The sequence below is a fragment of the Haloterrigena salifodinae genome (genome assembly GCF_003977755.1).
In the GTDB taxonomy this organism is placed as follows: Archaea; Halobacteriota; Halobacteria; order Halobacteriales; family Natrialbaceae; genus Haloterrigena; species Haloterrigena salifodinae.
Genome location: NZ_RQWN01000003.1, coordinates 563,409 through 589,974, shown reverse-complemented (window position 1 = coordinate 589,974; position 26,566 = coordinate 563,409). Strand labels below are relative to the sequence as shown.

The 26,566-nt window shown below is 66.2% G+C and carries 23 protein-coding genes; 9 read left to right on the top strand and 14 right to left on the bottom strand.

Translation table 11 applies throughout. The annotated features are described in order from the left end of the window. Window positions 1–82: 82 nt before the first annotated feature. Both ppk1 and EH209_RS17410 read right to left on the bottom strand, forming a co-directional pair. Window positions 83–2,521, bottom strand: coding sequence for a polyphosphate kinase 1 (gene ppk1, locus EH209_RS17415; RefSeq protein ID WP_126664112.1), 2,439 nt, complete (start codon window positions 2,519–2,521; stop codon window positions 83–85). Between the two features lie 7 nt (window positions 2,522–2,528). Next, window positions 2,529–3,218: a metallophosphoesterase family protein gene (locus tag EH209_RS17410; protein WP_126664111.1), complete on the bottom strand. Its 690-nt coding sequence runs from the start codon at window positions 3,216–3,218 to the stop codon at window positions 2,529–2,531. A gap of 416 nt (window positions 3,219–3,634) precedes the next feature. Here EH209_RS17410 and EH209_RS17405 point away from each other — a divergent pair, with 416 nt between their 5' ends. Beyond that, the gene (locus tag EH209_RS17405; protein WP_126664110.1) at window positions 3,635–4,165 is read left to right on the top strand and encodes a hypothetical protein; all 531 of its coding nucleotides are present in this window, start codon (window positions 3,635–3,637) and stop codon (window positions 4,163–4,165) included. Between the two features lie 279 nt (window positions 4,166–4,444). Here EH209_RS17405 and EH209_RS17400 read toward each other — a convergent pair whose 3' ends face one another. After that, window positions 4,445–5,974: a PH domain-containing protein gene (locus EH209_RS17400; protein WP_211338379.1), complete on the bottom strand. Its 1,530-nt coding sequence runs from the start codon at window positions 5,972–5,974 to the stop codon at window positions 4,445–4,447. Next, complete coding sequence (locus EH209_RS17395; protein WP_126664109.1) at window positions 5,971–6,459, bottom strand: PH domain-containing protein; 489 nt, start codon at window positions 6,457–6,459, stop codon at window positions 5,971–5,973. The genes EH209_RS17400 and EH209_RS17395 overlap by 4 nt, the downstream gene beginning before the upstream one ends. Window positions 6,460–6,609: 150 nt before the next feature. Between EH209_RS17395 and EH209_RS17390 the strand changes: the two genes are divergently transcribed. Continuing rightward, window positions 6,610–6,765 (top strand): hypothetical protein, encoded by a 156-nt coding sequence (locus EH209_RS17390; RefSeq protein WP_211338383.1) that lies wholly within the window; start codon window positions 6,610–6,612, stop codon window positions 6,763–6,765. A 107-nt stretch (window positions 6,766–6,872) separates the two neighbouring features. On the opposite strand, the gene EH209_RS17385 is transcribed toward EH209_RS17390, so the two are convergent. Next, window positions 6,873–7,811 carry a M48 family metalloprotease gene (locus tag EH209_RS17385; protein ID WP_126664108.1) on the bottom strand — a complete coding sequence of 313 codons (939 nt, stop codon included), beginning with the start codon at window positions 7,809–7,811 and terminating at the stop codon, window positions 6,873–6,875. Between the two features lie 182 nt (window positions 7,812–7,993). Between EH209_RS17385 and EH209_RS17380 the strand changes: the two genes are divergently transcribed. Then, window positions 7,994–10,456: a DEAD/DEAH box helicase gene (locus EH209_RS17380; protein WP_126664107.1), complete on the top strand. Its 2,463-nt coding sequence runs from the start codon at window positions 7,994–7,996 to the stop codon at window positions 10,454–10,456. A 41-nt stretch (window positions 10,457–10,497) separates the two neighbouring features. On the opposite strand, the gene EH209_RS17375 is transcribed toward EH209_RS17380, so the two are convergent. The 4 genes from EH209_RS17375 to EH209_RS17360 all read right to left on the bottom strand — a co-directional run bounded on the left by EH209_RS17375 (window position 10,498) and on the right by EH209_RS17360 (window position 14,283). After that, a complete protein-coding gene (locus tag EH209_RS17375) occupies window positions 10,498–11,355 on the bottom strand; it encodes a phosphatase PAP2 family protein (protein ID WP_126664106.1) in 858 nt (285 codons plus the stop codon). Window positions 11,356–11,575: 220 nt separating this feature from the next. After that, a complete protein-coding gene (locus tag EH209_RS17370) occupies window positions 11,576–12,721 on the bottom strand; it encodes a multicopper oxidase domain-containing protein (protein ID WP_126664105.1) in 1,146 nt (381 codons plus the stop codon). Between the two features lie 250 nt (window positions 12,722–12,971). Continuing rightward, entirely contained in the window at window positions 12,972–13,766 is a 795-nt protein-coding gene (locus tag EH209_RS17365) for an Sjogren's syndrome/scleroderma autoantigen 1 family protein (protein WP_126664104.1), read from the bottom strand. A 52-nt stretch (window positions 13,767–13,818) separates the two neighbouring features. Continuing rightward, window positions 13,819–14,283: a TIGR00725 family protein gene (locus tag EH209_RS17360; RefSeq protein ID WP_126664103.1), complete on the bottom strand. Its 465-nt coding sequence runs from the start codon at window positions 14,281–14,283 to the stop codon at window positions 13,819–13,821. Between the two features lie 311 nt (window positions 14,284–14,594). Between EH209_RS17360 and mdh the strand changes: the two genes are divergently transcribed. Further along, window positions 14,595–15,509 (top strand): malate dehydrogenase, encoded by a 915-nt coding sequence (gene mdh, locus EH209_RS17355; RefSeq protein WP_126664102.1) that lies wholly within the window; start codon window positions 14,595–14,597, stop codon window positions 15,507–15,509. A gap of 72 nt (window positions 15,510–15,581) precedes the next feature. On the opposite strand, the gene EH209_RS17350 is transcribed toward mdh, so the two are convergent. Then, on the bottom strand, window positions 15,582–16,925 hold the full coding sequence (locus EH209_RS17350; RefSeq protein WP_126664101.1) for a cytochrome P450: 1,344 nt from the start codon (window positions 16,923–16,925) through the stop codon (window positions 15,582–15,584). Window positions 16,926–17,006: 81 nt separating this feature from the next. Between EH209_RS17350 and EH209_RS17345 the strand changes: the two genes are divergently transcribed. Further along, complete coding sequence (locus tag EH209_RS17345) at window positions 17,007–17,660, top strand: helix-turn-helix domain-containing protein (protein ID WP_126664100.1); 654 nt, start codon at window positions 17,007–17,009, stop codon at window positions 17,658–17,660. A gap of 36 nt (window positions 17,661–17,696) precedes the next feature. Here EH209_RS17345 and EH209_RS17340 read toward each other — a convergent pair whose 3' ends face one another. Then, window positions 17,697–18,800 carry a carbohydrate-binding protein gene (locus EH209_RS17340; protein ID WP_126664099.1) on the bottom strand — a complete coding sequence of 368 codons (1,104 nt, stop codon included), beginning with the start codon at window positions 18,798–18,800 and terminating at the stop codon, window positions 17,697–17,699. Between the two features lie 301 nt (window positions 18,801–19,101). Further along, window positions 19,102–19,347 carry a ferredoxin gene (locus EH209_RS17335; RefSeq protein ID WP_126664098.1) on the bottom strand — a complete coding sequence of 82 codons (246 nt, stop codon included), beginning with the start codon at window positions 19,345–19,347 and terminating at the stop codon, window positions 19,102–19,104. Window positions 19,348–19,461: 114 nt separating this feature from the next. Here EH209_RS17335 and EH209_RS17330 point away from each other — a divergent pair, with 114 nt between their 5' ends. Together EH209_RS17330 and EH209_RS17325 are read left to right on the top strand one after the other, a co-directional pair. Beyond that, window positions 19,462–20,283 carry a class I SAM-dependent methyltransferase gene (locus tag EH209_RS17330; RefSeq protein WP_126664097.1) on the top strand — a complete coding sequence of 274 codons (822 nt, stop codon included), beginning with the start codon at window positions 19,462–19,464 and terminating at the stop codon, window positions 20,281–20,283. A gap of 90 nt (window positions 20,284–20,373) precedes the next feature. Further along, complete coding sequence (locus EH209_RS17325) at window positions 20,374–21,582, top strand: inorganic phosphate transporter (protein ID WP_126664096.1); 1,209 nt, start codon at window positions 20,374–20,376, stop codon at window positions 21,580–21,582. Window positions 21,583–21,603: 21 nt separating this feature from the next. Here EH209_RS17325 and EH209_RS17320 read toward each other — a convergent pair whose 3' ends face one another. Both EH209_RS17320 and EH209_RS17315 read right to left on the bottom strand, forming a co-directional pair. Further along, entirely contained in the window at window positions 21,604–22,065 is a 462-nt protein-coding gene (locus tag EH209_RS17320) for a universal stress protein (RefSeq protein WP_394343705.1), read from the bottom strand. Between the two features lie 176 nt (window positions 22,066–22,241). After that, a complete protein-coding gene (locus EH209_RS17315) occupies window positions 22,242–23,489 on the bottom strand; it encodes a magnesium transporter (RefSeq protein ID WP_126664095.1) in 1,248 nt (415 codons plus the stop codon). 180 nt (window positions 23,490–23,669) lie between these two features. Between EH209_RS17315 and EH209_RS17310 the strand changes: the two genes are divergently transcribed. Continuing rightward, a complete protein-coding gene (locus tag EH209_RS17310; protein ID WP_126664094.1) occupies window positions 23,670–26,030 on the top strand; it encodes an ATP-dependent DNA helicase in 2,361 nt (786 codons plus the stop codon). After that, window positions 26,030–26,566 carry a KEOPS complex subunit Cgi121 gene (gene cgi121 / locus EH209_RS17305; RefSeq protein WP_126664093.1) on the top strand — a complete coding sequence of 179 codons (537 nt, stop codon included), beginning with the start codon at window positions 26,030–26,032 and terminating at the stop codon, window positions 26,564–26,566. The genes EH209_RS17310 and cgi121 overlap by 1 nt, the downstream gene beginning before the upstream one ends.

Genomic DNA, 26,566 nt, shown 5'->3' with positions numbered 1-26,566 from the left:
GCGAATATGCCTGGACGTGACGTGCCCGATCGGAGTGATGAGGGCGTCGGACGTGACGGACCGAAAGCCGGCTTCACGCCGGTCAGTGTCGCGTCGTCTGTTCTCGAGCCGATTCCATGAACGTCGCGTGGATGTCCGTCGTCGCCTCGTCGACCCGCTCCCGGCACCGCTCGTAGGTGCCGTCCGATTGCATCACCCATCGGTTTCGGGTGTCCTGGAGGAGCATCTCGAGGATTTCGTCGAGCCGGGACTGGAGGCGCGGATCCTCGATCGGGGTGACCGCCTCGACGCGGTTGTCGAGGTTCCGGGTCATCCAGTCGGCCGAGCCGGTGTAGTAGCAGTCCTCGTCGCCCGCCCGGAAGTAGAAGATCCGCGAGTGCTCGAGGAACCGGCCGACGACGCTGTGGACGGCGATGTTCTCGCTGACGTCCTCGAGTCCGGGCCGGAGCCGACAGATGTCGCGAACGACGAGGTCGATGTCGACGCCGGCTATCGACGCGCGGTAGAGTTCGCGGACGAGCTGTGGATCCTCTAACCGGTTCATCTTAGCGACGATGCGGGCGTCCTCACCGTCGCGGGCGCGCTGGGCGACCGTCCGAACGAGGTCGACGAACCGCTCGCGCATGTTGCCGGGAGCGACGAGCAGTTTGCGGTAGTCGCGGTGCATCGAGTGGCCCGTGAAGTAGTTGAACACGCGCACGAGGTCCTGTCCGATATCGGGGTCGGCGGTCAGCAGGCCGAGGTCCTCGTACTGCTTGGCGGTCTCGGAGTGGTAGTTACCGGTGCCGATGTGGGAGTACAGCTGGACGCCGTCCTCTTCCTCGCGGACGACCAGCGAGGTCTTCGTGTGGGTCTTGTAGCCGATCGTCCCGTAGGCGACGTGGATCCCCGCCTCCTCGAGTTTCTTCGCCCACTCGAGGTTGTTCTCCTCGTCGAAGCGGGCCTTCAGCTCGACCATAACCGCGACCTGTTTCCCGTTGCGGGCGGCCTCGATGAGCGTCTCGATTATCTTCGAGTCGCTGGCCGTGCGGTAGATCGCCGCCTTGATCGCCAGTACATCAGGGTCGTTGGCCGCCTCTTCTAAGAACCGCTGGACGGTGTCTTCGAAGGCGTGGTAAGGGTGGTGGACGAGGACGTCGCGGTCGCGGATCACGTCGAAGATGGGGCGGCCGTCCTCGCGGGTGCCCAGCCGCGGGTGTGGCTGGGGCGTCCAGTCGGGCAACTGCAGTTCCGGCCGATCGAGGGCAGCCAGTTCGAAGAAGTCCCGGTAGTCGAGCGGCCCATCGAGGTGGAACACCTCCCGCTCATCGAGTTCGAGTTCGCGCCTGAGGATCTCGAGGATCTTCTCGGGGGCGTCGCGTTCGATCTCGAGGCGGACGACGGTGGCGAACCGGCGCTCCTCCAGAACCTCCTCGATCATCTCGATGAGGTCCTCGGCGACCTCCTCGTCGCGGCGGACCTCGGCGTTTCGCGTCACCCGGAACAGGGCCGTGTCGACCACTTCGACGTCCGGAAACAGCAGGTCGAGGTTCGCTCGGACGATGTCCTCAAGGAGCACGTAGCGGTCGTCCTCGCCGAGCTGGACGAACCGGACCTGGTTGCGCGGGATCTTCACCCGCGAAAAGGTGAGATCGGCGCCGGGTCGTTCGCGGGTCAGGACGCCGAGGGAAAGACTCTGGTTCGAGATGAACGGGAAGGGATGGGCCGGATCGAACGTCAGCGGAGTCAGGGTCGGCAGGACCGAACTCTCGAAGTAGTTCCGAACCTCCCGTTGCTCGGCAGTCGAGAGCTCGTCGTAATCGACGATGTGGATCCCTTCCTCGTCGAGGGCGGGTCGGATCTCCTCCCGGTAGCAGCGACTCTGGCGCTCGAGCAGCGAGCGGGCCTCAGACAGGACCTCGCGCCACTGCTCGCGGGGCGTGCGGCCGTCGGGCGTCTCCTCGGTGATGCCCGCGGCGATCTGCTGTTTGAGCCCCCCGACGCGTTTGCGGATGAACTCGTCGACGTTGGTCGTGAAGATCGCGAGGAACTTCACCCGCTCGAGCAGCGGGTTCTTCTCGTCCATGGCCTCGTGGAGGACGCGACGCTGGAATTCGAGGACGCTGTGTTCGCGATTGAGGTAGTAGCGCGGATCCGAGAGGTCGACGGACTCGGCCCGGGCGCCGCCCGCTCCCGAGGCCGCGTCGGTCGACGCCGCGGCGTCCGCGACGGTCGCCTCGTCAACCGACAACGTGTCGGCGGAAACGGCGTTGGTCGGCGCGGAGTCGTCGGCGTCGGGCTCGGACCCGGTCCCGTCGCCGGGATCAGCGGCGGGCGCGTCGTCAGCATCCCCGTCGTACGCGAGCGCCGCGTCGTCGACTTCCTCCTCGGCCGTCGCGTCGGCGTCGTCCGCCGACGAACCGCCGTCGCTCATCGCTCGAGCGGTCGGCACGTCGTCGTCTCGGTTCGTACGGTTCGGTCGTTCGGTCGGTCGGTTCCACTGTTCCGCTCGGTCGGCTTCGGATGTGTCATCCCCCTTCATCCCCATCTCACTCCGCAGGCTCAGCGAACTTCTCGTCCGGGCGCGGCTGGTGTTCGGGCGTCGAGACGCTCACGAACCGCTCGCCGCGGAGGTCGTAGGCCGTGAGCCGACCGCCGTAGACACAGCCCGTATCGAGGCCGACGGCCCACTCGCGTTCGACGGGCTCGTCGAGCACGGTGTGGCCGAAAAAGACCCGCAGCGGGCCCGCGTACTCGTCGAACCAGAACGGGCCGTCGTAGCCGTCACCGTTCGGACTCCGCATCGTCAGCAGGTCTCGATCCGAGTGCTCCGAGAGCGCTCGCGTCGGGTCGACGCCGCCGTGGACGACGAGGTGATCGTCCCACGAGATGGCGGTCGGAAGCGACTCGAGGTACCGGTAATCGGCCGGTTCGAGCGCCTCGAGGGCGGCCTCGTCGTCGAGGAATTTCTGCTCGTTGTTCCCCCGGACCGACTGCAGCTGCGGCGAGTCTCGCACTCGCTCGAGGACCGCCTTGCTCTCGGGGCCCTTCCGGACTAGATCTCCGACGAACACCCCGAGATCGTTTGGGCCGAACTCGAGGGTCGAGAGCAACCGCTCGAGGGAGTCGAGACAGCCGTGAACGTCACCGATTATGTAGACGTCGTCGTAGGAGTCGGTGTCGAGACGCTGATGGTTGAACGATACCTCGTCGTCGGCAACTGATGGAGCAATCGTCACGAGTTTCCTACCAAAAACTTCGAAAAATCGAAGATAAGATGTTATATTTTATATACGTTTGAATACATACCAGTACATAGTCCATCATATCCGCTCACAGAACGAATGCGAGTCGACTCCCGGACCGGGAAGAACTGCCGTTCAACCCGGAATACGTATTCCGATGGCGAGGGAGAACGGTCGGAACGGCGCTCGAAACGGCTGGAGCGGACCCGACCGACGGAACTGCATCGAGACAGCGACTCGATCGGTGACGATCTCGGTACTCACTCCGACGGAGCGGCAAGCGCGATCGGTAACGAAGTCAGCCGCAGCGACCCGTGGATTTCGAACGCGAAATCCGAGAATACGTTTTCGAACGTATATCTATTACCCAAAGTATTAAATACATATTAGTCAGTATGATTTAACGATTCATGGGAGGGGAACTCCGGATTTGCGTCAACGAGGAACGGATGCCGCCGCCGATCGAGGGACTCGACGGTGACGAGGGTAAGTGGCGGCTCTCGCTCGAGCCACATCGCGACCTGTTGGTCGATATTACGGGCGTCGAGCCGACGGACGAACTCACGCGCCGCGAACTGGAGACCGTTCGGGCGCGACTCGAGGGGTACGTCGAGCGGGAGAAACGGACGGCCGGCGAATCCGCGGGACGAGTGAATGAGGCTGAGGGGGATCGCGCCCGCTCGCCTGCGAACCGACTGCGACGACTCCTCGCGCTGCTCGTTGGCCGCGTTCCGCTGGTCGGGACGGCGACCGCCGATCGCGACTCGAGCGAATGCCGGACCAACCCACAGCAGTCGTACTCGCCGGAAACGGTCCAGCAGCTAGCGCAGGTGTTCCGGGCGGCGATTGACGACCGACAGCGCGAGATTCCGGATGCGACCGGGACCGTCTCGATACCGGCTGCGACTACCGGCTCGTCTGTCGATGCGACTGCGGACTGAACCGACGGCTGCCGACGTGGGAGACGAGTTCTCGGCTCCGGCCAGACGCGATCACGCGAGCGGAACGTGACGTTTGCCATTCCGAGCTGCCGTTCAATGCTCGAGCGACTGCCATTTTCTCGGCGAGCGATAGTGAATCGGTTACTGACGATTCAGCCGCGCCGAACTGTGATCGGTCGTCGTCGTGCAGGAATATCGTCGCGGGCGGCGTGCTCGAGGCGGTCGACGACGCCGACGGTCGTCCAGCAGGAGGCCCGGAACCGACGGTTCGATCCGTCATCATGTGCGTCCGGTCGGTACCTCAGTGGGGTCGTCCTCGGAGTCATCATCGGAATCGTCCTCGAGCAGCCGATGCTGCAGTCGTCCGCCGACTGACGCGTCGACGTCGGGTAGCGGAACGCCGGGGAGAAACGGCATCGACGCGACGTCGAGGCGGACCGAGACGAGATCGACGCGTCGCTGAAACGGGCTCTGCGAGACGGTGAGGTTCTGGACGGTGTCGGTCGGGATGACGTACGTTCGGCGCGTCCAGAAGCCGCGCCGGACGACGACGTGGTCTTCGAGCAGCGCATAGCCGCGATGGGTCCACGTCACGTGACCCGCGAGCGGCGCGAGCGCGAGGAAGACAGCGAACAGCGGGAGGGGGATCACTCGAGCCGCCGGAACAAACTGCCGGGCGATCACCGTGCCGACGGCCAGCGCGACGACGCCGAGCGCGTATCTGACGACGTATCGCCGGCGCGCACGGGTAGGGAGGGACTGGAGGTGGATCGCCGAGCGATCGACTCCGACAGCCCGTTCGACGAGGTCCCACGCGACGTCTCGCCGGGCTAGCGGCGCCAGCGGCCACTTCAATCCGAACGGAGCAGGATCGGAGAGTCCAGCGGTGCCGATATCCGCCTGCGCCAGCCCCAGCCGTCGATGTATCGGATTCGACCGAACCCGGGCGATCTGGATCCGGTCGTTCGAGACATCCGCGTCGGTCGTCCGGAAGAGGCCGTGCTGGCGCCGAAACGAGCCCTCGCCCGCGGAGAGACGGAATCGGGCCATTCGATCGATTGCGAGGACGACACCCGCGAGCCAGCCGGCGAGGACGACCAGCCCCAGCACGACTGCCGGCGACAGCGGCAGGAGGTCCTCGAGGAGGGCGACGGCGGTCGATCGCAGGTCGGTCATCGCGTCCGGTTCGAAGTAGTTTGCCCCGACCCACGCCAGCGCGGCCAGAAGCACCGTCTTGGGGTGGGAACGGGTTACGCCGTACAGGGCGAGCTCCCGCGGCCGAAGCGTGAAGACGCGACGGCGCTCCGGCGGCTTCGCGGACGTCGCATCGACGTCGGCGGCCGACTGGATTCGCCGCTGGAGGTCCTCGGCGTCGGTCCGCTCGAGGTACCGCACCGAGAGGTCGGCCTCGTCGGGGTTGCCGGCGGTCTCGCACTCGAGGACGGCGAGTCCGAACGGGCGGCTCAGCGTCGTCGTCGAGACCGTCGACTGCTGGATCCGAGAGAACGGGATCGTCCGGCGTTTGGGACGAAGAATTCCGGAGCGAACGACGATCGATTCCTCCTCGAGGGTGAGTTTGTAGCGCCACCACTCGACGCCCTCGATGACGAGCTGAAAGAGCCCGAAGACGGCGGCGATCAGCACTAGCGTCACCACCCCCGAGACGATCGCATCGATTCCGGACGCCGATCCGTCGCCGAACACCGTCAGCATCACGGCGAGCGTCGCGAACATCGTGAAATCGAAGTTCTCGAGCGCTTTGACCGGGACCGACCGGATATCAGGCTTCAGACTCGTGTACGCGCTCATACGCCGGACTCACCTCTGGCGAGGCGGTCGAGTCGGTCCGCGAGGTCGGTCGCCGTCGCCGCGTCGAGTCCTGGAATCGCAACTCGCCCGCCGAACGTCCCCGCAGTGAAGAGCCGAACGGAGACGAGGCCGAACGGCCGCGCGAGAAGCGGTTCGTCGACGTCGACCTGCTGGATGCTCGCGGCGGGAACGACCGTCTCGTTGACGGTGAACAGCCCGCGGCGCACGTAGATGCCGTCGTCGGTGACCGCGTACCGGAACCGACGGTAGCGGACGACCGCCAGCAAGATTCCGACGACGGGACTCGCCGCCGCGACAGCGAGGAGGGGCCGCTCGAGGCTCGAATCCGACGAGAGGACGATCGTCGCGACGACCGCTGCGGCGACGCCAACGAGCAGCCACTTGATCGCCCAGACGATCCGTATGCGAGGATGTACTCGGTTCGTCGCCGATTCGGCAGGGGACCGACTCGAGGGCTCGTCCATCTCATTGGGGATCCGCACGTGGTATATTTAAATCTACATGTCTGGGCTGCAAATAGCCGTGGCGCGGCGGGAGGAAGCAGGTTCAAACACCGCGTTTACTTTCACCGCCCTTTCTCAACGCTTAACCGCGGCCGCGTCGAATCGCCGGCAATGGCAGCACAGGACAAGGAACCGCCCTCGATCGAGCATCCGCTTCTCGAGCCCGACTTTCTAGAACGGCGACTCTACCAGTTGAAACTCGCGGGAACGGCCGCGAATCATCACACCTCGTCTGTCTCCCGACCGGACTGGGGAAAACCACAGTGAGCCTGCTCGTCACCGCCTATCGGTCGATGGGGTTCGACAACGTCTGAGACGATGGTCCTTCCGTGTCGTTGAGCGGGCCGACCGCGAATTCTCGACTGGTGACCGAGTTACGATTCCCGTTCGAGCCTCGAGAGCGCCTCGAGTCGGTCAGTCGTCGGCGGGTGCGTGCCGAAGAACCGTCGCTCGAGCCGGTGGAGCCGCTTTCGGAACCACCAGTACGACGGCTCGGTATCGCCTTCGGGACCGAGCATAACCGTTTCGGGGTCCGCCGGTTCCAGCGGCAGGATCGAGAGCGAAGAGACGGCCGACGCGTCCCGGAGGTCGTGCTCGGGCGTCTCGGAAATTTCCCGGTCCAAACGGGAGAGCGCGCTGGCGAGGGTGGTGGGAGAGCCGATCACCTCCGCGGCGGCCCGGTCCGCGGCGCGTTCCCTGGCTCTGGAGAGGTGAGCCGTGAGGAATCGTCCGACGACCCACACGGCGTTCGCTAAAAAGACGAGGAACACGGCTATGACGATTCCAGGGTGGTCGATCCGTGCGAGTCGTGATCGGAGTCCGGCCGCGAGAACGACCGGGAGGGAAACGACCGTCATCACCATCGCGTCTCGGTTTTTGACGTGTGCCAGTTCGTGGGCGATCACCGCTTCGAGTTCGTCCGGCCGCTCGAGCGTCTCGATCGTCCCGCGTGAAAGTACCAGACGGACGTTCGTCGGCCGGAAGCCGACGACCAATGCCTCGGGCGCGTCGCGCTCCGAGACGGCGATCGTCGGCGGTGGCACGTCCAGTTGGGCAGCGACGCGAGTCGCCGTCTGATACAACTCCGGGGCCGTCTCGCGATCGACCGGACGCGCGTCGGAGAGTCGTTCGATCGTCTCGAGGTGTCCGTACTCGAGATAGCCGATCGCGACTACAATTACGGCCGTGATACCGGCGGCGATCAAAGCGGGATGCGTACTCCCGATTAGGAAGAAGACGCCGTAAAACATCGCCCACACGCCGACGAAGAGCGCACTCGCGACGAGCAGCAGGCCGACGAACGAAGCGACCATCCGTAGTTGTAATCTGCGTACTGTGGAGGGCATAATCGATATATCGAGACGGGTTTTCAAAAGAGCAATGGTGACGGATTACTAACTAGTATCGGACGTGACGCGAGTCCGTCGGGAACGGCTACGTTCACTTTCACCACGCTTTCTCAACGCTTAACCGCGGCCGCGTCGAATCGTCGGCAATGGCAGCACAGGACGAGGAACCGCCCTCGATCGAGCATCCGCTTCTCGAGCCCGACTTTCTAGAACGACGACTCTACCAGCTAAAGCTCGCGGGGACGGCCGCGAACCACCATACGCTCGTCTGTCTCCCCACGGGGCTGGGGAAGACGACGGTGAGTCTGCTCGTCACGGCCCGCCGCCTTGAGGAGGTCGGTGGGAAGTCGCTGATGCTCGCGCCGACGAAACCCCTCGTCCAGCAGCACGCCGATTTCTACCGCGAGGCGCTGCAGATCCCCGACGAGGAGATCGTCGTATTTACGGGCGACGTCAGCCCCGACGATCGTGCCGCGATGTGGGAGGAAGCGACGGTCGTGATGGCGACACCGCAGGTGATCGAGAACGACCTCGTCGGCAGTCGGATCTCGCTTTCCGACGTGACCCACATCACCTTCGACGAGTGCCACCGCGCGACCGGCGACTACGCCTACAACTACATCGCCGAGCGCTATCACGCCGACGCGACGGATCCGCTGGTGACCGGCATGTCGGCCTCGCCCGGCGGCGACGAGGAGGCCATCCTCGAGGTCTGTGAGAACCTCGGTCTCCGAGAGGTCGAGGTGATGACCGAGGAGGACGCCGACGTCGATGAGTTCACCCACGACACCGACGTCGAATGGGAGCGCATCGACCTCCCCGAGGAGGTCATCGAGATTCGGGACGGGCTCAACGAAGTCATCAAGGAACGGCTCGAGAAACTCAAGGAACTCGGCGTGGCGTCCTCGACCCAGCCCGACCAGTCCCAGAAGGACCTGAACCGGATGCGCGCCGAACTCCAGAAACTGATCAACAACGATCAGTCGGAGGGGTTCGAGGGGATGTCCATCCACGCGGAAATCATGAAGCTCCGGCAGGCCGTGACGCTGGTCGAAACCCAGAGCGTCGAAGCCGTCTGCCGGTACTTCGACCGCCAGCGCAACCAGGCCCGCTCGTCGGGCGCCTCGAAGGCGAGCCAGCGGCTGGTCTCCGATCCGCGAGTGCGGGAGGCGATGCGCAAAGCCGAGAGCTTCGACCAGCTCCATCCCAAGTATCGCAAGACCAGAATGCTGCTCGCCGAGACGCTCGGCCTCGAGGGCGGCGAGCGCGTCATCGTCTTCACTGAGTCCCGGGACACCGCGGAAGCGTTGACGGACTTCCTCTCCGAGAGCTTCGACGCCAAGCGGTTCGTTGGCCAGGGCGACCGCGAGGGGAGCGACGGGATGACCCAGAAAGAGCAGCAGGAAGTGCTCGATCAGTTCCGCGGCGGCGAGTTCGAGGTGCTCGTCTCCACCTCGGTCGCCGAGGAGGGGCTCGACGTCCCGGAGGTCGACCTCGTGCTGTTCTACGAGCCCGTTCCGACGGCGATCCGCTCGATCCAGCGCAAGGGCCGGACCGGCCGACAGTCCGAGGGCCGGGTCGTCGTCCTGATGGCCGAGGACACCCGCGACGAGGCCTACTTCTGGATCTCGCGGCGCCGCGAGAAGGAGATGGAGTCGGAACTGCGCGACCTGAAAGGGGCCGCCGACGACTTAGAGGAAGAGTTAGACGACTCCCAGCAGGCGCTGACGGATTTCGACGACGACGCTCCGGAAAGCGAAGTGAAAGTGGACGGTCACAGCGAAAACCCCGGCGCCGTCGGCGATTCTTCCAGTGGAAGCGGGGGGGTTTCGTCACAGCCCGGTCTCCGGGAGTTCGCAGGCGGCGACGGAGCCGAAGACGACGCCGACGGAGACGATGGGAGCGACGGCGCTGCGGAAGAGGCGGTCGAAACCCACGAACCCCACGCTGAGGGCGACGCCATCGAAGTCGTCGCGGACCAGCGCGAGATGGACGCCAACATCGCGCGAGACCTCTCGAGACGCGAGGAGATCGAGGTCCGCCTCGAGACGCTCGACGTCGGCGACTACGTCTGTTCGGACCGGGTGGTTGTCGAGCGCAAGTCCGTCGCGGACTTCGTCGACTCGCTGGTTGGCGGCGACCGGTCGGTCTTCGAGCAGGTCGGCGCGATGGCCCGCCACTACTCCCGACCGATCGTGATCGTCGAGGGCGACGGCCTCTACGAACAGCGGGACGTCCACCCGAACGCGGTTCGGGGAGCGCTCTCGAGTCTGGCCGTCGACTTTGGCGCGAGCGTCCTCCGGACGGAGGGCGAACAGGAGACGACCGAACTGCTGGCGGTGATCGCCGGCCGCGAGCAGGAGACCGCCGACCGGGAGGTGTCGGTCCACGGCGAGAAGCAGTCCAAGACGCTCGCCGAACAGCAGGAGTACGTCGTCTCCTCGATCGCCGAGATCGGGCCCGTGACGGCGCGATCGCTGCTCGAGGAGTTCGGCACCGTCGAGGCGGTGATGATCGCGACGGAAGACGAGTTACAGGAAGCCGACGGCGTCGGGGCGGTGACCGCCGAGCGGATCCGGGAAGTGATCGGAAGCGAGTACACGGGGTAGTCAGTTGACTGTCGGGGGAAATCGCTCGCGTCGGCCTCGACTCAGTCGCTCGCGTCGGACGCGATTCCCTCGTCGCGCTCGCCGGGAACGGTGACGCGATCGTCGCCCTCCGCGCGGGCGACGATCCGTTCGGCCGCGTAGACGCTCCCGACGCCGAGGACGATGCCGGCCACCACGTCGAGCAACCAGTGGATCCCCAGGTACATCGTCGAGAAGACGACGCTGGCAGCCACGAACGATGCGATAGGGAGCCAGCGGGGGTACTCCCGGCGCGACCGCCAGGCAAACAGCAAGACGACGACCGCCAGCGACGTGTGCAGCGACGGGAACACGTCCGTGTTCGCCGAGACTGCCGCCGTCATGTCCTGAGTCTGCGGATAGAAGCTGTACATGAGCCCGTTGACGGTCGACAGGTGATTGCGCGGGCCGTACGCGATGAACAGCGTGTAACAGATCGCGCCGATCACGTAGTTGAACACGTACGCGATGAGCAACTCCTTGAGGTGGCGCTGGGAGGACAGCGCGAAGTAGAGGATCGGCGCGGTCACCAGGAGAAACGGGAAGCCGAACATGTACATGACCGAGAAGAACTCGAGCGTGGCCTGTTGGGGAACGATATCCTGGAGGTGTGCGACGAACTCGCCTTCGACGGCGTAGATTTCGGCGGTAATGTCCCAGTCGATCGCTTTCGAGAGCTTCACGCTCTGTTCGTGAGTCCCCCGCTTCGCCAGGAAGAACAGCGCCGCGACGCCGAGATACGGGGCGACCGACCGGAGTCGGCGATCGTATTCGTCGATGGTTCGGCGGACCTGCCGCCGCTCGAGACAGAGACAACACGTCATCGTCAGTCCAGCCAGGACGGCGAGGCTGGTCAGGAGGAGCATATTTGCCAGTGCCATGTCCGTATCGGCCTCGTTATTCTAGGTATTCTATAGCTTTGGCGTATTTATATCTATTTACTCGAGCGAAGTATAAACTCGCAGTCACTCGAGGAGACACGACGGTTCGAAAATCCGATTATCGCCGTCTTTCGTCGGTATCGGCGGAGAAACCGTGGATATCGATGCTGTCACGACTGTCACCGGAGCGGGGACGTCACGTCTCACCCTCTCGGGTGGATCACCCCTCGTAGCCGGCGTACTCCATGAGATCCGCGAAGACGTCGGTGTCCATCGCGTCGCGGTAGACGATGCCGTTGACCATCCCGCCGGGGTAGGAGGTCCCGTTCATGGCGTGGTTGACCTTGTGGCAGTGCATGAGGTAGATGCCGGGATCGGCGTCGGCCTCGAACTCGATGGTGTGGCGTTCGGCTGGCGCGACGTTAGTGATGTCCTGTTCGTACTGAGCGGCTTCGGGAATCTGGCCGCCGTCCTTCTCGACGAGGCGGTACCGGTGGTTGTGCGTGTGCATCGGGTGAGACATGTAGCCCGCGTTGACCATGTGAAGGCGGACGGTGTCGCCGTGGTCGACGATGATGGGCGACCCCTCCTCCGGATGGAGCGTCCGCGGGAGGCTCTTTCCGTTGATCGTGAACACGTCGGGATTTCGCTGGCGCGGACTGTAGTCGACGTTTTCGCCGGTCATCTGTCGATTGACCCGCGAATCCCAGTCCTTGAGGGTGAAGAAGTACTCCTTGTCGGCGGGTTCGTATCCCTTCGGATCGACGCGGAAGATGCCGTACATCCCCATATCGATGTGCCGGTGGGTCTGGTAGTGACAGTGGTAGAAGTGCGTCCCGGGGACGTTCGCCGGAATCGTGTAGGTGTGTTTCTCGCCGGGATAGACCGTCACCCCGGTCGTCGTGGGAACGCCGTCGTTCTTCCAGGACTTCCTCACGCCGTGGAAGTGCAGGGTGTGGGGGTGGCCGGCGTCCGTGTTGTCCAGCGTGACTTCCATATCGTTCCCCTCCGTCGTCCGAAGGATCGGCCCGGGAACGCTCGGCTCGCCGTCGTCGGCCTGGAACGCCCAGACCTGCGGGAGCTCGATCGGTCCCCCCATCGAATCCATCGGGTGGACGGGGTGGCGGGCCGTCACCGAACGCAGCGTCACGCTCCCGCCCTGCTCGTCGACCTGGACGACTTCGGGCGCGCTCGTCTGCGGGAGGTCGGACGGCGCGTCCTCCTCGTCGCCGCTCGAGTCCGACGGCTCGGGATCTGCCCCCTGACCGCGGCTCATACAGCCGGCGAGGGCTGCCGCGCCGCCGGTGGCGATCATCAGTTCGCGTCGCGAGAGTCCGGACCCGGGTGCGCCGATACGATCGTTCATAGACAGTTGCTCCTATGAAGCGCCGTCGTATAACGGGGCGAGCCCGTTCTTACCGGGCGGGAAGTCCCGAGAACACGTTCCCCGAAACAGCTATAAGGGGAAGCGCTCGCGACCGCGACTCACCTTCTGTTCGACTACGGCGCACTGACTCGAGCGATCAGAACGACGGAAAACGGTATCGAGCGACTCGACGGCCGACGGCGCCGGTGGAGACGCTGTCCGGAGCAACGCGCCGCGGGAAGAGCGGCGGTCAGCGCAGCGTCTCGAGGGTCTCGGCGGCCTCGCGGGCGGCCTCGAGACATTCCTTCGCGTAACGAGGATCGTCCGTCGCCGCAGCGTTCCCGGCGAACTTCTCGAGGGCCGCGACGAGCGAGTCGCGGGCGGCCTCGAGGTCGCCGTCGGCGGACCGAGCGGCCCCGCCGGTACCGGCGCCGTCGATCGATCGCCGGTCGTCGGCGGGTGATCGGGCGGAGCGCTCGCGATCGGCGTCGGTCGAGCGCGTCGACGCCGAGCGGGTGGTCGACGGCTGCCGATCGCCCGCGGCAGCGGCGGTCGGTTGCTCCTCGTTCGCGGCCCCCGGTTCGGCCGCCGCGTTCTCGTCGGTCGCCGGACTCGAGTCGGCGGTCCCGCTCGCGTCGGCACGCCCCGTCTGCTGGCCGCCCCGTCGGTTCTGACGCGCGGCCGGGGCGTCGGTTTCGGGGGTATCGACTGTTTCCGAGCCGCCTGCCGCCGGACTCGAGTCCTGACGGCTCGGCTCGCGATCAGCGGCCGTCCCGTCGGCTTCCTCGGCGGCGGCGTCCTCGGCTGATTGGGCCTCGAGTTGCGTCCCCTCGACGGCGTCGGGGTTGCCGTGACAGCTCGGGCAGAAGGTGGTGCCGTCCATCTGGAACAAGGGGTCGCCGCAGGTGCCGCAGTGGGCGTTGGTCATCGTCGCGCCCTTGAGCAGCAGATCGCTCATGCGCTGGGTGGCCTGTCGCTCCTCCTGATCGCGCTCGTACTTCTCCCGGAGTTTCTCGCGTTCGGCTTCCTTGTCGAAGTCGCTCATGGTCGTCTAGAGACGATGGAACGTCGAAAAAGCTGCGAAGGCTGTCCCCGGCTCAGGCACGGTCCTCGAGTGCCGCCTCGACCGCGTCGACGGCCGCTTCGGGGGTTTCGACGGTCTCGAGTTCGACGTCGATCTCGGAGACGTCGTGGGTCTCGAGGCCGACGACGGGTCGGTTGTAGATGCCCGCAAAGCCGATCTCCGAGAGGGTCCCGACGCCGCCGGTGAGCGCGATCACCGCGTCGCCGTTCATGGGGACGAGCGCGTTCCGAGCGTGGCCGAGCCCCGTCGCGATCGGGACGTCGACGTAGTCGTTGGCCTGTGTGGTGCGGTCGCTCGGGAGGATTCCGATCGTCGTGGCGCCCTCAGCTTTCGCGCCGTGACAGACGGCTTCCATCGTCCCGCCACGGCCGCCGCAGACGACCGTGTGGCCGCGGGACCCGAGTTCCCGCCCGACGGCTTCCGCGCGGGCCGCCTGTTCGTCGGTGATCGCACCGCCGCCGATGACGCTGACGCGCATACCCGACCGACAGCGGGCATCGGCAATGGTTGATTCGGTTCCCCCTCGGCGGTAGCGTTCGTTTCCGTGCTCGTCGGTCTCGAGACAGGGCGCTCGAAGGGTGACACCGAGAATGGCTCGAGGCCGCCGGTCGACGAACGTCGGATTCGAACCCGGTAAATGCGCAGGATGTGCCGGTTCGTGTGATTCGCGTGGGCGTAACGGAACGAGTTCAGCAGCAATCGACGATCGTCGAAATACAGCTCGTTGGACCGGGTAACGAAGCGGTTTCCGACGGATTTAACGCGTAGCGTGGTAGAGATTTACGTGGTATGACGAAAGTTAGCGTAGTCGGAGCGGCCGGCACGGTCGGGGCCGCTGCGGCGTACAACATCGCGCTTCGGGACATCGCCGACGAGCTCGTTCTGGTGGACATTCCGGACAAGGAAGACGACACGATCGGCCAGGCCGCCGACGTCAACCACGGCGCGGCCTACGATTCGAACACGACAATCCGTCAGGGGGGCTACGAGGACACCGCCGGCTCGGACGTCGTCGTCATTACTGCCGGCATCCCGCGCCAGCCGGGCCAGACCCGGATCGATCTGGCCGGCGACAACGCGCCGATCATGGAGGACATCGGCTCCTCGATCGCCGAGCACAACGACGACTTCATCACCGTCACCACGTCGAACCCCGTTGACCTGCTCAACCGCCACCTCTACGAGACGGGCGACCGCGCACGCGAGAAGGTAATCGGCTTCGGTGGTCGGCTCGACTCCGCCCGCTTCCGCTACGTGATCTCCCAGCGCTTCGACGTGCCGGTCCAGAACGTCGAGGCGACCATCCTCGGCGAGCACGGCGACGCCCAGGTCCCCGTGTTCTCCAAGGTGCGGGTCAACGGCCAAGACCCCGAGTTCGACGAGAACGAGAAGGACGACCTGCTCGAGGAGCTCCAGACCTCGGCGATGAACGTCATCGAGAAGAAGGGCGCGACCCAGTGGGGTCCGGCGACCGGCGTCGGCCACACGGTCGAAGCCATCGTCCGCGACACCGGCGAGGTGCTCCCCTGCAGCGTCAAACTCGAGGGCGAGTACGGCCACGAAGACGCCGCCTTCGGCGTTCCCGTCAAGCTCGGCTCGGACGGCGTCGAGGAGATCGTCGAGTGGGACCTCACCGAGTTCGAGCGCAACCAGCTCGGCGAGGCCGCCGAGAAGCTCTCCGAGCAGTACGACAAGATCTCGTAATCGCGGTCGTCTCGGTTTCGAGCCCGCTTTTTTCGTCGCCACCGGTGGCAGAGAGACGCGTAGCGTCCGCGACTACGGTCGGCGAACCCGCATTTCGACGGTTCCGGGATCGAGCGAGACCTCAATCGACGGCTCGAGCGACGTCGAGACGCGGTCGAACCGGACCCGACGCGCGATCGTCGCGAGCGACAGTTTGAGCTCCGTCATCGCGAATCGCATGCCGATGCAGTGTCGCGGTCCCCCGCCAAAGGGGAAGAAGGCGTACTCGGGTCGATCGTCGTCGTCGTCGAGCCAGCGCTTCGGACGGAACGAATCGGGTGCTTCCCACCAGCGCTCGTCGCGGTGGATCCCGTACATGTTCAATTGAATCGTCGTCTCGGGCCCGACGCGGACGCCGTCGAGAGACGTCGGCTCGCGGGGCTCTCGGTGGAGGAACGGCAGCGGCGGATAGAGTCGCAACGCCTCCCGGCCGACGGCCTCGGCGACGGTCAGTTCGGGGAGATCGGCGAACGTCGGGTCGCGGTCGCCGCAGACGGCCTCGACCTCCCGCTCGAGCCGGTCCCGAATTTCGCCGTCGGCCGCGAGGAACCAGCAGGCGTAGGTGAGCGCGGTCGCGGTCGTCTCGTGGCCCGCGAGCAGAAACGTCAGCAGCTGATCGGCGATCTCGTCGGCAGAGGGACGGGTTCCGTCGGGGTACTCGGCCGTCGAGAGCAGCGAGAGGAGGTCGTCACCCTCGGCGTCCGATTCCCGACGCTCCGTCAGGAGGTCCCCGACGAGCGCTTCGACGTCGGCTGTGGCGTGCTCGTACTCGCGTTCGGTTCGCCGCGGGAACCACGATGGCAACACGGCGCCCGGCCCGAAGAAGTCGGCTTCGAGGTACGCGCCCATGGCGTCGACCCAGCGTCGTACGCGGTCAGCGCGGTCGCCCTCGAGCGGGAGGGCGAACAGCGACCGCGTGAGCGCGCCGAGGGTTAGCGCCGACAGCCGCTCGTTCACATCGATGACTCCTCCCTCAGGCCAGCTGGCGACTTCTCGGACGGTCTCGTCGACCATGACCTCGGCGTACGATTCGATCCGCGCCGGCGTGAACGCGTTCTGTAAGAGCAGTCGCTGCCGTCGCCACTGCTCGCCCTCGGAGAAGAACACCCCTTCGATACCGACTCTCTCGCCCAACTCGTGTTCGAACGATCCCCGCCAGAACTCGTCGCTCCGAGAGACCAGCACCGCCTCGGCGAGGTCGGGGCGGGAAACGACGACGAACTCGCGACCGAACGCCTCGTACCGGGCGAGGTCGCCGTACTCACGGATCGCCTCGAGGAACGCGAGCGGTTCGCGGGCGAACGAGATCGTGTTTCCGACGAGCGGGAGGCTCCGGAGTCCCGGAAGCGAGGACGTCGACGGTCGTGTGTCGCTCATAGCTCTCGGTTCGCGCCGACGGGTCATCGTCGCTCGCTCGAACCACTGAACCTCTTTATAAGAGGGCGTCGAACGGCCGCTATGCAATCGGCCGACCTCACCCTTCGACTCCCGCCCGCGATGCAGTCGCCGGCCCCCGAGGCGACCCTCGAGGCGGTCCGGCGCGAAGAAGTGCTCTCCTGGGAGATTGACCGCGAGGCCGAGCAGATCCGCTTCCTGTCGCTGATCGTCGGTGACCCGGACGTGCTCGGCGATCTGTCCGACGATCTCGAGCACATGTACCGGTACGACCTCACGCCGGTCGACGCCGATACGTTCTACGGCTACGTGGAGATGGACCTCCGGAGCTCCGACGTCACGTTCCTCGAGGCGTTCGACCTGCCCGGCCTCGTGATCGTCCCGCCGATGGTGTACACGGGACGGGAGAACGTCCACATCACCGTTCTCGGCGATCCCGGTGCGATGCCGACGCTGCTCGAGCGCATTCCCGACGGCGTCGGCGTCGAGGTCCGGCGTGTGAGCGAACACCAGCGTCGCGCGGAGACGCTCGCGGGACGGCTCACCGCCCGCCAGTTCGAGGCGCTCGAGACCGCGCAGGAACTGGGCTACTTCGACGTCCCGCGAACGGGGTCGCTGGCCGAGGTCGCCGCCGAACTGGACTGTTCGGAGAGCGCGGCGTCGACGCTGCTCCGGACGGTCGAGTCGGAACTGGTCGACGCGGCGCTAGGGGAGTGAGAACGAACCGGCGTTACGCAGCCGCGGAGTAGACGGTCACTCGACGCGCTGCCAGACGTACCACGCCTCGTCGCGGGGTTCCTGCCCGCGAGTCCACCACTGTGCTTCCCAGACGGCGCCGTCGTGGCTCACCTGGTCGCCTGCGGTGTAGATCTCGTCGGGAGTCCACGCGGGGACGTCACGATCACCACCATCGCCGCTGTCTCCGTCGCTGCCGTCTCCATCGCTGTCGTCGCCGTTGTCTCCGTCGTCGACCGTCGACCCATCGCCGCTCGAGTACGTCTGCCCGTTGATCGCGACGTCCAGGGTGTTGAACGTGACGTCGCCGCTCGTCCCGGACCAGTACTCGTTGCCGACTTCGATGCCGCTGAGCAGGAGGTCGTCGCTCACGCCGCCGATTTCGGTCTCGACGTAGGACATGATGGCCGTGAGGTCGACCGTGCCCGAGGTGGTGGGATCGGCGAGTCGGAAAATGTGGAAGTCCGCGTCGGTGCCGCCTGAGTCGTAGCTTACCCAGTGGTCGATGACGTTCCCGTGAGCGTCCTCGATAGCCCCCGGCGCGACCGGATCGCCGTGACTGTGCTCGTCGCCCCAGTCCAAGACCAGCATGATCTCGTGGGTGTGCGGGCCGTCCGCGTTCGGTTTGCCGTCCATGAGCCACCACTCCTCGGCGAGGTTCCAGTTCTCGCCGTCGATGGCGACGTCGACGTCGAACGTCAACTCGAGTTCGTCGACGTCGCCGCGGGGGACGGGGAACGCGTCGACGCCGCTTTCGGTCCCCCACGGCTTGGTGCCGAGGAGTACCTCGGGATAGTTGGGTTCGCCTCCGGCCGTTCTGGTCGCCCACTCGTAGCCGTAGGTCCCGTCGCCCGCGGCCCAAATGCACATATCGACGTCGGCGCCCCACTCGTTGTTGATGAGCAGGAAGTCGCCGTCGCCGACGTCGAGGGTATCGGACGAGCCACACGCCTCGGTGACCGCGTCCTGGGCGGCGGCGCTCGAAGCACCGAGTGTCGTCGCCGCGAGCGCGCTGGCCCCGAGTTGCAGGAAGCGTCGGCGGGAGTTTCGGACGGGCATCCGGGCGTCCGTCGTCTCGATGTTGCGGTTCGTCTCGCCGGTCTCGTCGGTCTCTCGTGTCATGGGTTTCTCCGCACGCCGTCGCCGTCGAACAGGATTTGATAGGTAACGGCGTGCATTAATACAATAAATCTGAATTAAAATATTAGTTCCGGAAAAATAGACTAATGTCCGAAACGCGCTCGACTGACGACGGAGAGGCGTCGTACGGGCGCTCGAGCGATCACCAGGTCAGTTCATCGGCGGTCGGTGACGATCGCGTGCGGCGAGAACGAGCGGGTGACGATTCGAAACGGTGACTCGAAGATCGGTGCGAGACGGAAGGAGGGCTCTCCACTTGAGTGGCGCTCGTCGGCCGCGGCCGTCAGGGGATCAACTGCTCGCCGTCGTCGTCGTAGATCTTGATCGCGTCGACGGGACAGGTCCGGGCGGCGAACTTCGCGTCCAGCTCCGAGCCGTCGGGAACCTCGCGAACGAAGACGCCGTCCTCGACCTCCTCCGAGTCGTTCAGGACCGCTTTCCCCTTCGACGTATCCTTCTCGAACTCGCTCCACTCGGCGACGCACTGGTACATCCCGATACAAACGTCCTCGTCGAATTCGATCTTCATGCATGGAAGTTGGATCGATCGTCGTAAATCGGTAGCGGTCGGGAGATGTGTTTACTGTTATCGTGGAACAAATACCACCAAAACGATAATATCGGCCGGATCGTCCACTGGAACATGGATCGAGAGCGCACCCGACCGGCGGGGGATCGCGACGAGATGCGGGCAATGGCCGATCCGCTCGGCCGAGCGATGCTCGCACACCACCGCGACGAACCGGGAGAACTCGTCTATCGCGACGGCCCTGCCACCCAGGACGGCAACGTCGAGTCGTTCTATTTCTCGTCCAGCGAGTCCTGGGATCGGCCGACGATCGAGGCTCTCGAGCGACTGGCCGACCGCGAGCCGATCCTCGACGTGGGCTGTGGCGCGGGGAACCACCTCCTGTGGTGGGCCGACCGCGGCGTCCGAGCCGTCGGCGTCGACGCGAGTCCGAACGCGGTGCTGACGGCCCGCCAACGGGGCTTCGAGGCCACGCTCGTCGGCGACATGTTCGCCCTACCGGTTCCGACGGACGCGTTCGGGGCCGTCCACGCAGTCGGCATGCAGTTGGGGCTGGGCGGCTCGCTAGCCGGGATTCGCGAGTTACTTTGGGAGTTCGCCCGCGTCACGGCCGACGAGGCGACAGCCGTCGTCGACAACCACGATCCGACCCGGCTGGACGAGTGCTTTGGCTACCGATCGGATCCCCGCGAGGGAATCGCCCATCGGTGTTTTCACCCCGAGTTCGAGCGCGACGGAGCCGACGGCGAACGGTACCGCGAGGTCGGTCGAACGCTCCACTTCCTGCTGTGCTCGCCCACTCGACTCCGCGAGGCGACCGCCGAAACGCCGTGGCGCGTCGGCGACGTACTCCGGGTCGACGGAGACGCCCATTACCGCGCGGTACTGGAAAAGGCGCCCTCGAGAGCGCGTGATCGATCCCTCGAGAGCGAGTAACCGAGGACCGGTGCCTGTCGCAATCGTCCGGGGCCTCGCTCGAGCCAACGCTTTTCCAGCGGGTCGTGGAACGACGCGGTACGAGACGAAATGGTCGCACTGTCGTCTACCGTACTCGTCGGGACCGCGATCGTCACCTGTCTGTTCATGTCGTGGGTGCTCGGGGCCAACAGCAACTCGCCGCCCTTCGCGCCCGCGATCGGCGCGAACGCGATCTCGACGATGCAGGCCGCGTTCGTGATCGGGCTGCTCGCGGCCGCGGGAGCGCTCATGCAGGGTGGAAGCATCTCCGAGACGGTCGGCGCGGAACTCATCGACGGCGTCGCGATCACGCCGCTGGCGGCCACCGCCGGCCTGCTGACGGCAGCGACGTTCATGGCGATCGGGATCTACACGCGGTATCCGATCCCGGCCGCGTTCGCGACGACGGGCGCGATGGTCGGCGTCGGCCTCTCGCTGGGCGGCGATCCGGCCGTGGCGACCTACCGCCGACTCGGGATCTTCTGGGCGCTGGTTCCGATCATGTCCGGCGGACTGGCGTACGCGACGGCGACGGTCCTGCGGCGCGACGACGTCCCCGAGACGGTCGGGGTCCCGCTGCTGGCCGGCATCGTCGGCGCCATCGTCGCGAACGTCCGGCTCGGGGTAATTCCCGATCCGACCGCCGAGCAGGGAACCCTCGCCGGATTCGTCGCTCGTCGGTTCGGCGGCGGCCCGGCGCTCGCCGGCGAGTTCGACCTCGGTACCGTCCTCGTGACGATCGGGGTCGGCGTCCTCGCGTTCTACTGGGTCCGCGAACGGGTTCGCGACTCCGTCGAGGACGGCATCCGCTCGTTCCTGCTCGTCCTCGGCGGCATCGTTGCCTTCTCCTCGGGTGGCTCGCAGGTCGGCCTCGCGACCGGACCGCTCGAGAACCTCTTTCGGACGGAACTCGGCCTGCCGGGAATCGTCCTGCTGGCGCTCGGCGCGACCGGCATCCTCGCGGGCGCCTGGATGGCCGCGCCGCGCCTGCTACAGGCGACCTCGCGGGAATATGCCCAGCTCGGGGTCCGGCGCTCGATCGCCGCGCTCGTGCCCGGCTTTATCGTCGCGCAGCTGGCGATCGCGCTCGGGATTCCGATCTCGCTGAACAACATCGTCCTTTCGGGGGTCATCGGCGGCGGGCTGGCCGGCGGCTCGGCCGGCGTTTCGCGGCGGAAGATCGGCGTCACGATCACCTTCTGGCTGCTGACGCTCGGGAGTTCGACCGCGGTCGGCTACGGGCTCTACCGCCTGCTCACGGCCGTCATCGGCGGGTAATCCCGTTCGAGAACCGGCGTCTCACTCGAGGACCGTCACCGGACGCGAGGTCCGTTCGACGACGGTCGTGGCGACGCCGCGGCCGAGAAACCGCCGGACGAAACCGCGCGTGTCGGTCCCGTGGCCGTACATGACGACGTGATCGATGTCCGCGTCGCTCGCATACTGCGGGATGATCGTTCCGGGCCGCCCCTCGACCGCCTCGACTCGAACCCGCGCCGTCACGGTCGGTTCGGCGACCGACTCGAGCAGGTCGGCCGCGCTGGATCGCGCCTGCGACGAGCGGTCCTCGCTTCGCTCCAGGACGCCGCCCTCGCTGAGCGGCGCGTCCAGGGGGGTTACGACCGCCAGCAGGGTGATCGCGGCGTCGGGAAACGTTTCGAGGGCGTAGGCCAGCGCCTCGTCCTCCCGCGGACGGCCGAGCGTCGGGACGAGGACGCGGTCGGGATCGACCATGGGGACGGGTTCGGTCGCCACGGCCATCGGTCTATCGCCGGTATCGTCGCCGACCGATCGGGACGACGATTGGCGACTCGACGGTCGACGGTCGACGGTCGGTTACCGTCCTCGGGTCGCTCGAGACGTTCGAGTCGCTTGCGAGGTACTCGAGTCGCCGAGAGTGTGAAAAGCGCAGCCGTCGAAACGGCGGTGGAACCGCCTTAGAGGACGGCCTGCGCCAGTCCGAGGAAGATGAAGAAGCCGAGGACGTCGGTCATCGTCGTGATGAAGATCGTCGCCGACGTCGCCGGGTCCTTGCCGATCTTGTCGAGGAGCAGCGGGATGATCGTCCCGAAGAAGCCGGCGATGACGAGGTTCAACACCATCGACACGCCGAGCACGAGGCCTAGGAGGGGGCTCTGATTGAACACCGACGCGATGACGGCGACGAGGACGCCCGTGATGAGGCCGTTCGCGGCGCCGGCGATGATCTCGTTGACGACGGCTCGACCCCCGGTCGACAGGGTGATCTGATCGAGGGCGATGCCGCGGACGGTCACGGCCATCGACTGCGTGCCGGCGTTCCCGCCCATTCCGGCGACGACCGGCATGTACACCGCCAGCAGCGTGAACGCCGCGATCGTGTCCTCGAAGAAGCCGACCGCGCCGGCCGCCAGGAACGCCGTCCCGAGGTTGATGATCAGCCACTTGTACCGGTATCGAACCTTCGAGAGCGGGCCGTCGAGGATGCTCTCCTCTTCCTGAACGCCTGTAAACTCGTAGAGCGTCTCGGTCGCCTCCTCCTCGACGATCCGAAGGAGGTCCTCCGCGTAGATGACACCCATGACGGAGCCGTCGTCGTCCAGGACGGCCACGGAACTCTCGGGATGCTCCCGGAACACGTCGAGCACCTCCTCGTCGGCCGCGTCGTACGCGACCGCTGGCGTCTCGAGGACGTGCTCGCTGAGTTCCACCGGTCCGTCGTCGGCCATCGCCAGCACCTGTCCGGGCAGTTCGCCCACGAGTTGTCCGTCGTCGGTGACGAAGATGGTCGGTATCCGGCCGGTCCGGGCCTCGTGGCGCTGGACACGGTCCGCGATGGCGTCGAGGCCGCGGTCGACGTCGACGGTGACGTAGTCGAGGTGCATCAGGCCGGCGGCGCTCTCGGAACTGAAGCCGAGGAGGTACTCAACGCGCTCCCGACGGTCCTCGTCGAGTCGACGGAGCACGGCGGATCGGGTGTCGTCGTCCACCAATGCGAGGATATCCGTCACTTCGTCGGGGTCGAGTCGCCGGACGAACTCCCGCAACTGGTCGGAGTCCATGTCCTCGACGAGCGACTGCTGGATCGTCTCCGGAAGGAGGAAGAACACTTCCCGCTGCCGCCTTCGGGACAGCCGCCGGAACTCCGTGGCCGGCGACGACGACGTCGCGATCGCCTGCTGGACGTCCGTTAGCTGTTCGGCCATACGTCGAAGACCTTCACGCCGTCCTAAACGGTTAGGGTAGCGGATAGAAATCGGACGACAGTGTGACGCCGGCTCCCTCGAGGAACACGCCTCGCGAGGAACGGTGCCAAGACAACTCCCCCTCGCGAGCAGCAGTGCTGAGACGATACTTTAAACCGCGGGACGCGCCAAGGACGGACAATGAATCTCGAGGAGCTGACGGGGCTCCCGCCCGGCGCGACCGACCACTTCCGGGGGGAGGGAATCGAGGAGCTCTACCCGCCCCAGGCCGAGGCGGTCGAAGCCGGCGCGACCGACGGGGAGAACCTCGTCGCGGCCGTCCCGACCGCCAGCGGGAAGACGATGATCGCTGCGCTCTCGATGCTGTCGGCGATCCAGCGCGGCGGGAAGGCGCTCTACATCGTCCCCCTGCGAGCCCTCGCCAGCGAGAAGAAAGAGGAGTTCGAGGCCTACGAGGAGTTCGGCGCTACCGTCGGCGTCACGACCGGCAACTACGAGAGCACCGACGACTGGCTGGCGACGAAGGACATCATCGTCGCCACCAGCGAGAAGGTCGACTCGCTCGTGCGCAACGGCGCCGACTGGCTCTCCGATCTGACCTGCGTCGTCAGCGACGAGGTCCACCTTATCGACGACCGCAATCGAGGGCCGACGCTCGAGGTCACCCTCGCGAAACTCCGCCGGTTGAACCCGGGGATGCAGGTCGTCGCCCTCTCGGCGACCGTCGGCAACGCCGACGAAATCGCCGACTGGCTCGACGCCGCCCTCGTGGATACCGACTGGCGGCCGATCGACCTCCAGATGGGCGTCCACTACGGCAACGCCCTGAACTTCGACGACGGCTCGACCCGCGAGGTTCCCGTCGAGGGATCGGAGAAGCAGGAGGCCGCGCTCGTTCGCGACATCCTCCAGGAAGGAGGGTCGTCGCTCGTCTTTGTCAACTCCCGGCGCAACGCCGAGGGCGCCGCCAAGCGACTCGGACAGGTTTCGAGTCACGAAATCACCGAGGACGAACGCGTCGAACTGGCCGAACTCGCCGACGACATTCGGGACGATAGCGACACCGAGACCAGCGCGGACCTGGCCGACTGCGTCGAGCGCGGCGCGGCCTTCCACCACGCCGGGCTCTCGAGCACCCAGCGCTCGCTCGTCGAGGACGCCTTCCGCGACCGCCTGCTGAAGGTGATCTCGGCGACGCCGACGCTCGCCGCCGGCGTGAACACGCCCGCCCGGCGGGTCATCGTCCGCGACTGGCGGCGCTTCGACCCCAGCGCGGGCGGGATGGCCCCGCTGGACGTCCTCGAGGTCCACCAGATGATGGGCCGCGCGGGGCGGCCGGGCCTCGACCCCTACGGCGAGGCCGTCCTGCTCGCGAAGAGCCACGACGAGAGCGAGGAGCTGTTCGACCGGTACATCTGGGCCGACCCGGAGCCGGTCCGCTCGAAGCTGGCGGCCGAACCCGCCCTCCGGACCCACGTGCTCGCGACCGTCGCCTCCGGCTTCGCCCGCACGCGCGGTGGACTGCTCGAGTTCCTCGAGGCCACTCTCTACGCGAGCCAGTCGAGCGAGGCGGGCCGGCTCGAGTCGGTGACCGACGACGTGCTGGCCTACCTCGAGCGGAACGATTTCATCGAACGGAGCCGAGACGACGAGGCCGAAGACAGTGGCGAAGACGATGGCCCGTTCACCTCCGCCGCCGACCTCGCCGAACAGCAGGCCGCGAAACGCGAGGAGACCCTCGAGGCCACCAGCCTCGGTCACACCGTCTCGTGGCTCTACCTCGATCCGATGAGCGCCGCCGAGATCGTCCACGGCTTAGAGCGGGCCGACGAGCGTCCGACCGCGCTCGGCCTCTACCAGCTGGTCTCGCGGACGCCGGACATGTACGAGCTCTACCTGCGCTCGGGCGAGGACGAGCAGTTCGGCGAGCTCTTCTACGAGCGTGAGGCCGAACTGCTCGGAGACGCCCCCAGCGAGTACGAGGAGGACCGCTTCGAGGACTGGCTGGCTGCACTGAAGACGGGCAAGCTGCTCGAGGACTGGGCCGACGAGACGGACGAGGTGACGATCACGGACCGGTACAAGATCGGCCCCGGCGACCTCCGCGGGAAGGTCGATACCGCCGAGTGGCTGCTCGGCGCGGCCGAGTCGCTGGCCGCCGAAATCGACAGCGAGTGGACCGTCGCCGTCCGCGAGGCCCGCGCCCGCGTCGAACACGGCGTCGGCGAGGAACTGCTCGAACTCGTCAGCGTCGGCGGGGTGGGTCGCAAGCGCGCTCGCCGGCTCTACGATGCGGGTATCGAGGAACCCGCGGACCTCCGAAGCGCCGATAAAGGCGTCGTGCTGAGCGTGCTCAAGGGCGAAAAGACGGCCGAGAACATCCTCGAGAACGCCGGCCGCGAGGACCCCTCGATGGACGGCGTCGAGCCGGCCGGAATCGATGTAGACGGTGCGGACACCGAGGACTCGACCAGCGGCGATAAAGCGGCGGCGGCACAAACCGAATCGGACGACAGCCAGTCCAGCCTGGGTGATTTCTGATGGAGCTCCTAGAATGCACCCTCTCGATCGACGACCTCGACGCATTCGTCGCCGACCTCGGTTCGATCGGCGACCGCCACGACGTAACGATTCAGGCCTTCGACGCCCGCTACGTCGCCGATCGTGCCCACCTCGAGCAGGCCGTCGGCCTGGCCGATCGGGCCATCGCCCGCGGCGAGAACGTCGCCCGTGATCGGGCCGTCGAGATCCTGCTGTACGCCGCCGGCCGCCGCCAGATCGACCGCGCCCTCGAGATGGGCGTTAACGAGGGCGAGACCAGGACCGTGGTCCTCGTTGACAAGGATTCCACCGGAAACGAAGGGGTTCGCGACGACGGCGACGCCGACGAAACGGCTGCCCTCGCGGCCGTCGCCGACCTCGCAGCCGTCGTCGCGACCGAGCCGACCCTCGAGGAGCCCGACGAGGAGACGCTCCAGTCGTTCTTCGAGATCACCGACGCCGAACGGGCGGCGACCAACGCCTCGCTGTCGGCGCTGGTTCGGGAGCGGGTGGCTTTGCTCGAGGTCGAGAAATAG

What these genes read in the sequence shown, in the direction of transcription:
- EH209_RS17315 (WP_126664095.1), bottom strand. Translation starts at nt 23,489, where the DNA reads ATGGCCGAACAGCTAACGGACGTCCAGCAGGCGATCGCGACGTCGTCG.
- ppk1 (WP_126664112.1), bottom strand. Translation starts at nt 2,521, where the DNA reads ATGAAGGGGGATGACACATCCGAAGCCGACCGAGCGGAACAGTGGAAC.
- EH209_RS17370 (WP_126664105.1), bottom strand. Translation starts at nt 12,721, where the DNA reads ATGAACGATCGTATCGGCGCACCCGGGTCCGGACTCTCGCGACGCGAA.
- EH209_RS17375 (WP_126664106.1), bottom strand. Translation starts at nt 11,355, where the DNA reads ATGGCACTGGCAAATATGCTCCTCCTGACCAGCCTCGCCGTCCTGGCT.
- EH209_RS17320 (WP_394343705.1), bottom strand. Translation starts at nt 22,065, where the DNA reads ATGGCCGTGGCGACCGAACCCGTCCCCATGGTCGATCCCGACCGCGTC.
- EH209_RS17335 (WP_126664098.1), bottom strand. Translation starts at nt 19,347, where the DNA reads ATGAAGATCGAATTCGACGAGGACGTTTGTATCGGGATGTACCAGTGC.
- EH209_RS17390 (WP_211338383.1), top strand. Translation starts at nt 6,610, where the DNA reads ATGGCAGCACAGGACAAGGAACCGCCCTCGATCGAGCATCCGCTTCTC.
- EH209_RS17395 (WP_126664109.1), bottom strand. Translation starts at nt 6,459, where the DNA reads ATGGACGAGCCCTCGAGTCGGTCCCCTGCCGAATCGGCGACGAACCGA.
- EH209_RS17310 (WP_126664094.1), top strand. Translation starts at nt 23,670, where the DNA reads ATGAATCTCGAGGAGCTGACGGGGCTCCCGCCCGGCGCGACCGACCAC.
- EH209_RS17385 (WP_126664108.1), bottom strand. Translation starts at nt 7,811, where the DNA reads ATGGTCGCTTCGTTCGTCGGCCTGCTGCTCGTCGCGAGTGCGCTCTTC.
- EH209_RS17330 (WP_126664097.1), top strand. Translation starts at nt 19,462, where the DNA reads ATGGATCGAGAGCGCACCCGACCGGCGGGGGATCGCGACGAGATGCGG.
- EH209_RS17350 (WP_126664101.1), bottom strand. Translation starts at nt 16,925, where the DNA reads ATGAGCGACACACGACCGTCGACGTCCTCGCTTCCGGGACTCCGGAGC.
- EH209_RS17400 (WP_211338379.1), bottom strand. Translation starts at nt 5,974, where the DNA reads ATGAGCGCGTACACGAGTCTGAAGCCTGATATCCGGTCGGTCCCGGTC.
- EH209_RS17325 (WP_126664096.1), top strand. Translation starts at nt 20,374, where the DNA reads ATGGTCGCACTGTCGTCTACCGTACTCGTCGGGACCGCGATCGTCACC.
- cgi121 (WP_126664093.1), top strand. Translation starts at nt 26,030, where the DNA reads ATGGAGCTCCTAGAATGCACCCTCTCGATCGACGACCTCGACGCATTC.
- EH209_RS17380 (WP_126664107.1), top strand. Translation starts at nt 7,994, where the DNA reads ATGGCAGCACAGGACGAGGAACCGCCCTCGATCGAGCATCCGCTTCTC.
- EH209_RS17360 (WP_126664103.1), bottom strand. Translation starts at nt 14,283, where the DNA reads ATGCGCGTCAGCGTCATCGGCGGCGGTGCGATCACCGACGAACAGGCG.
- EH209_RS17340 (WP_126664099.1), bottom strand. Translation starts at nt 18,800, where the DNA reads ATGACACGAGAGACCGACGAGACCGGCGAGACGAACCGCAACATCGAG.
- EH209_RS17365 (WP_126664104.1), bottom strand. Translation starts at nt 13,766, where the DNA reads ATGAGCGACTTCGACAAGGAAGCCGAACGCGAGAAACTCCGGGAGAAG.
- mdh (WP_126664102.1), top strand. Translation starts at nt 14,595, where the DNA reads ATGACGAAAGTTAGCGTAGTCGGAGCGGCCGGCACGGTCGGGGCCGCT.
- EH209_RS17405 (WP_126664110.1), top strand. Translation starts at nt 3,635, where the DNA reads ATGGGAGGGGAACTCCGGATTTGCGTCAACGAGGAACGGATGCCGCCG.
- EH209_RS17345 (WP_126664100.1), top strand. Translation starts at nt 17,007, where the DNA reads ATGCAATCGGCCGACCTCACCCTTCGACTCCCGCCCGCGATGCAGTCG.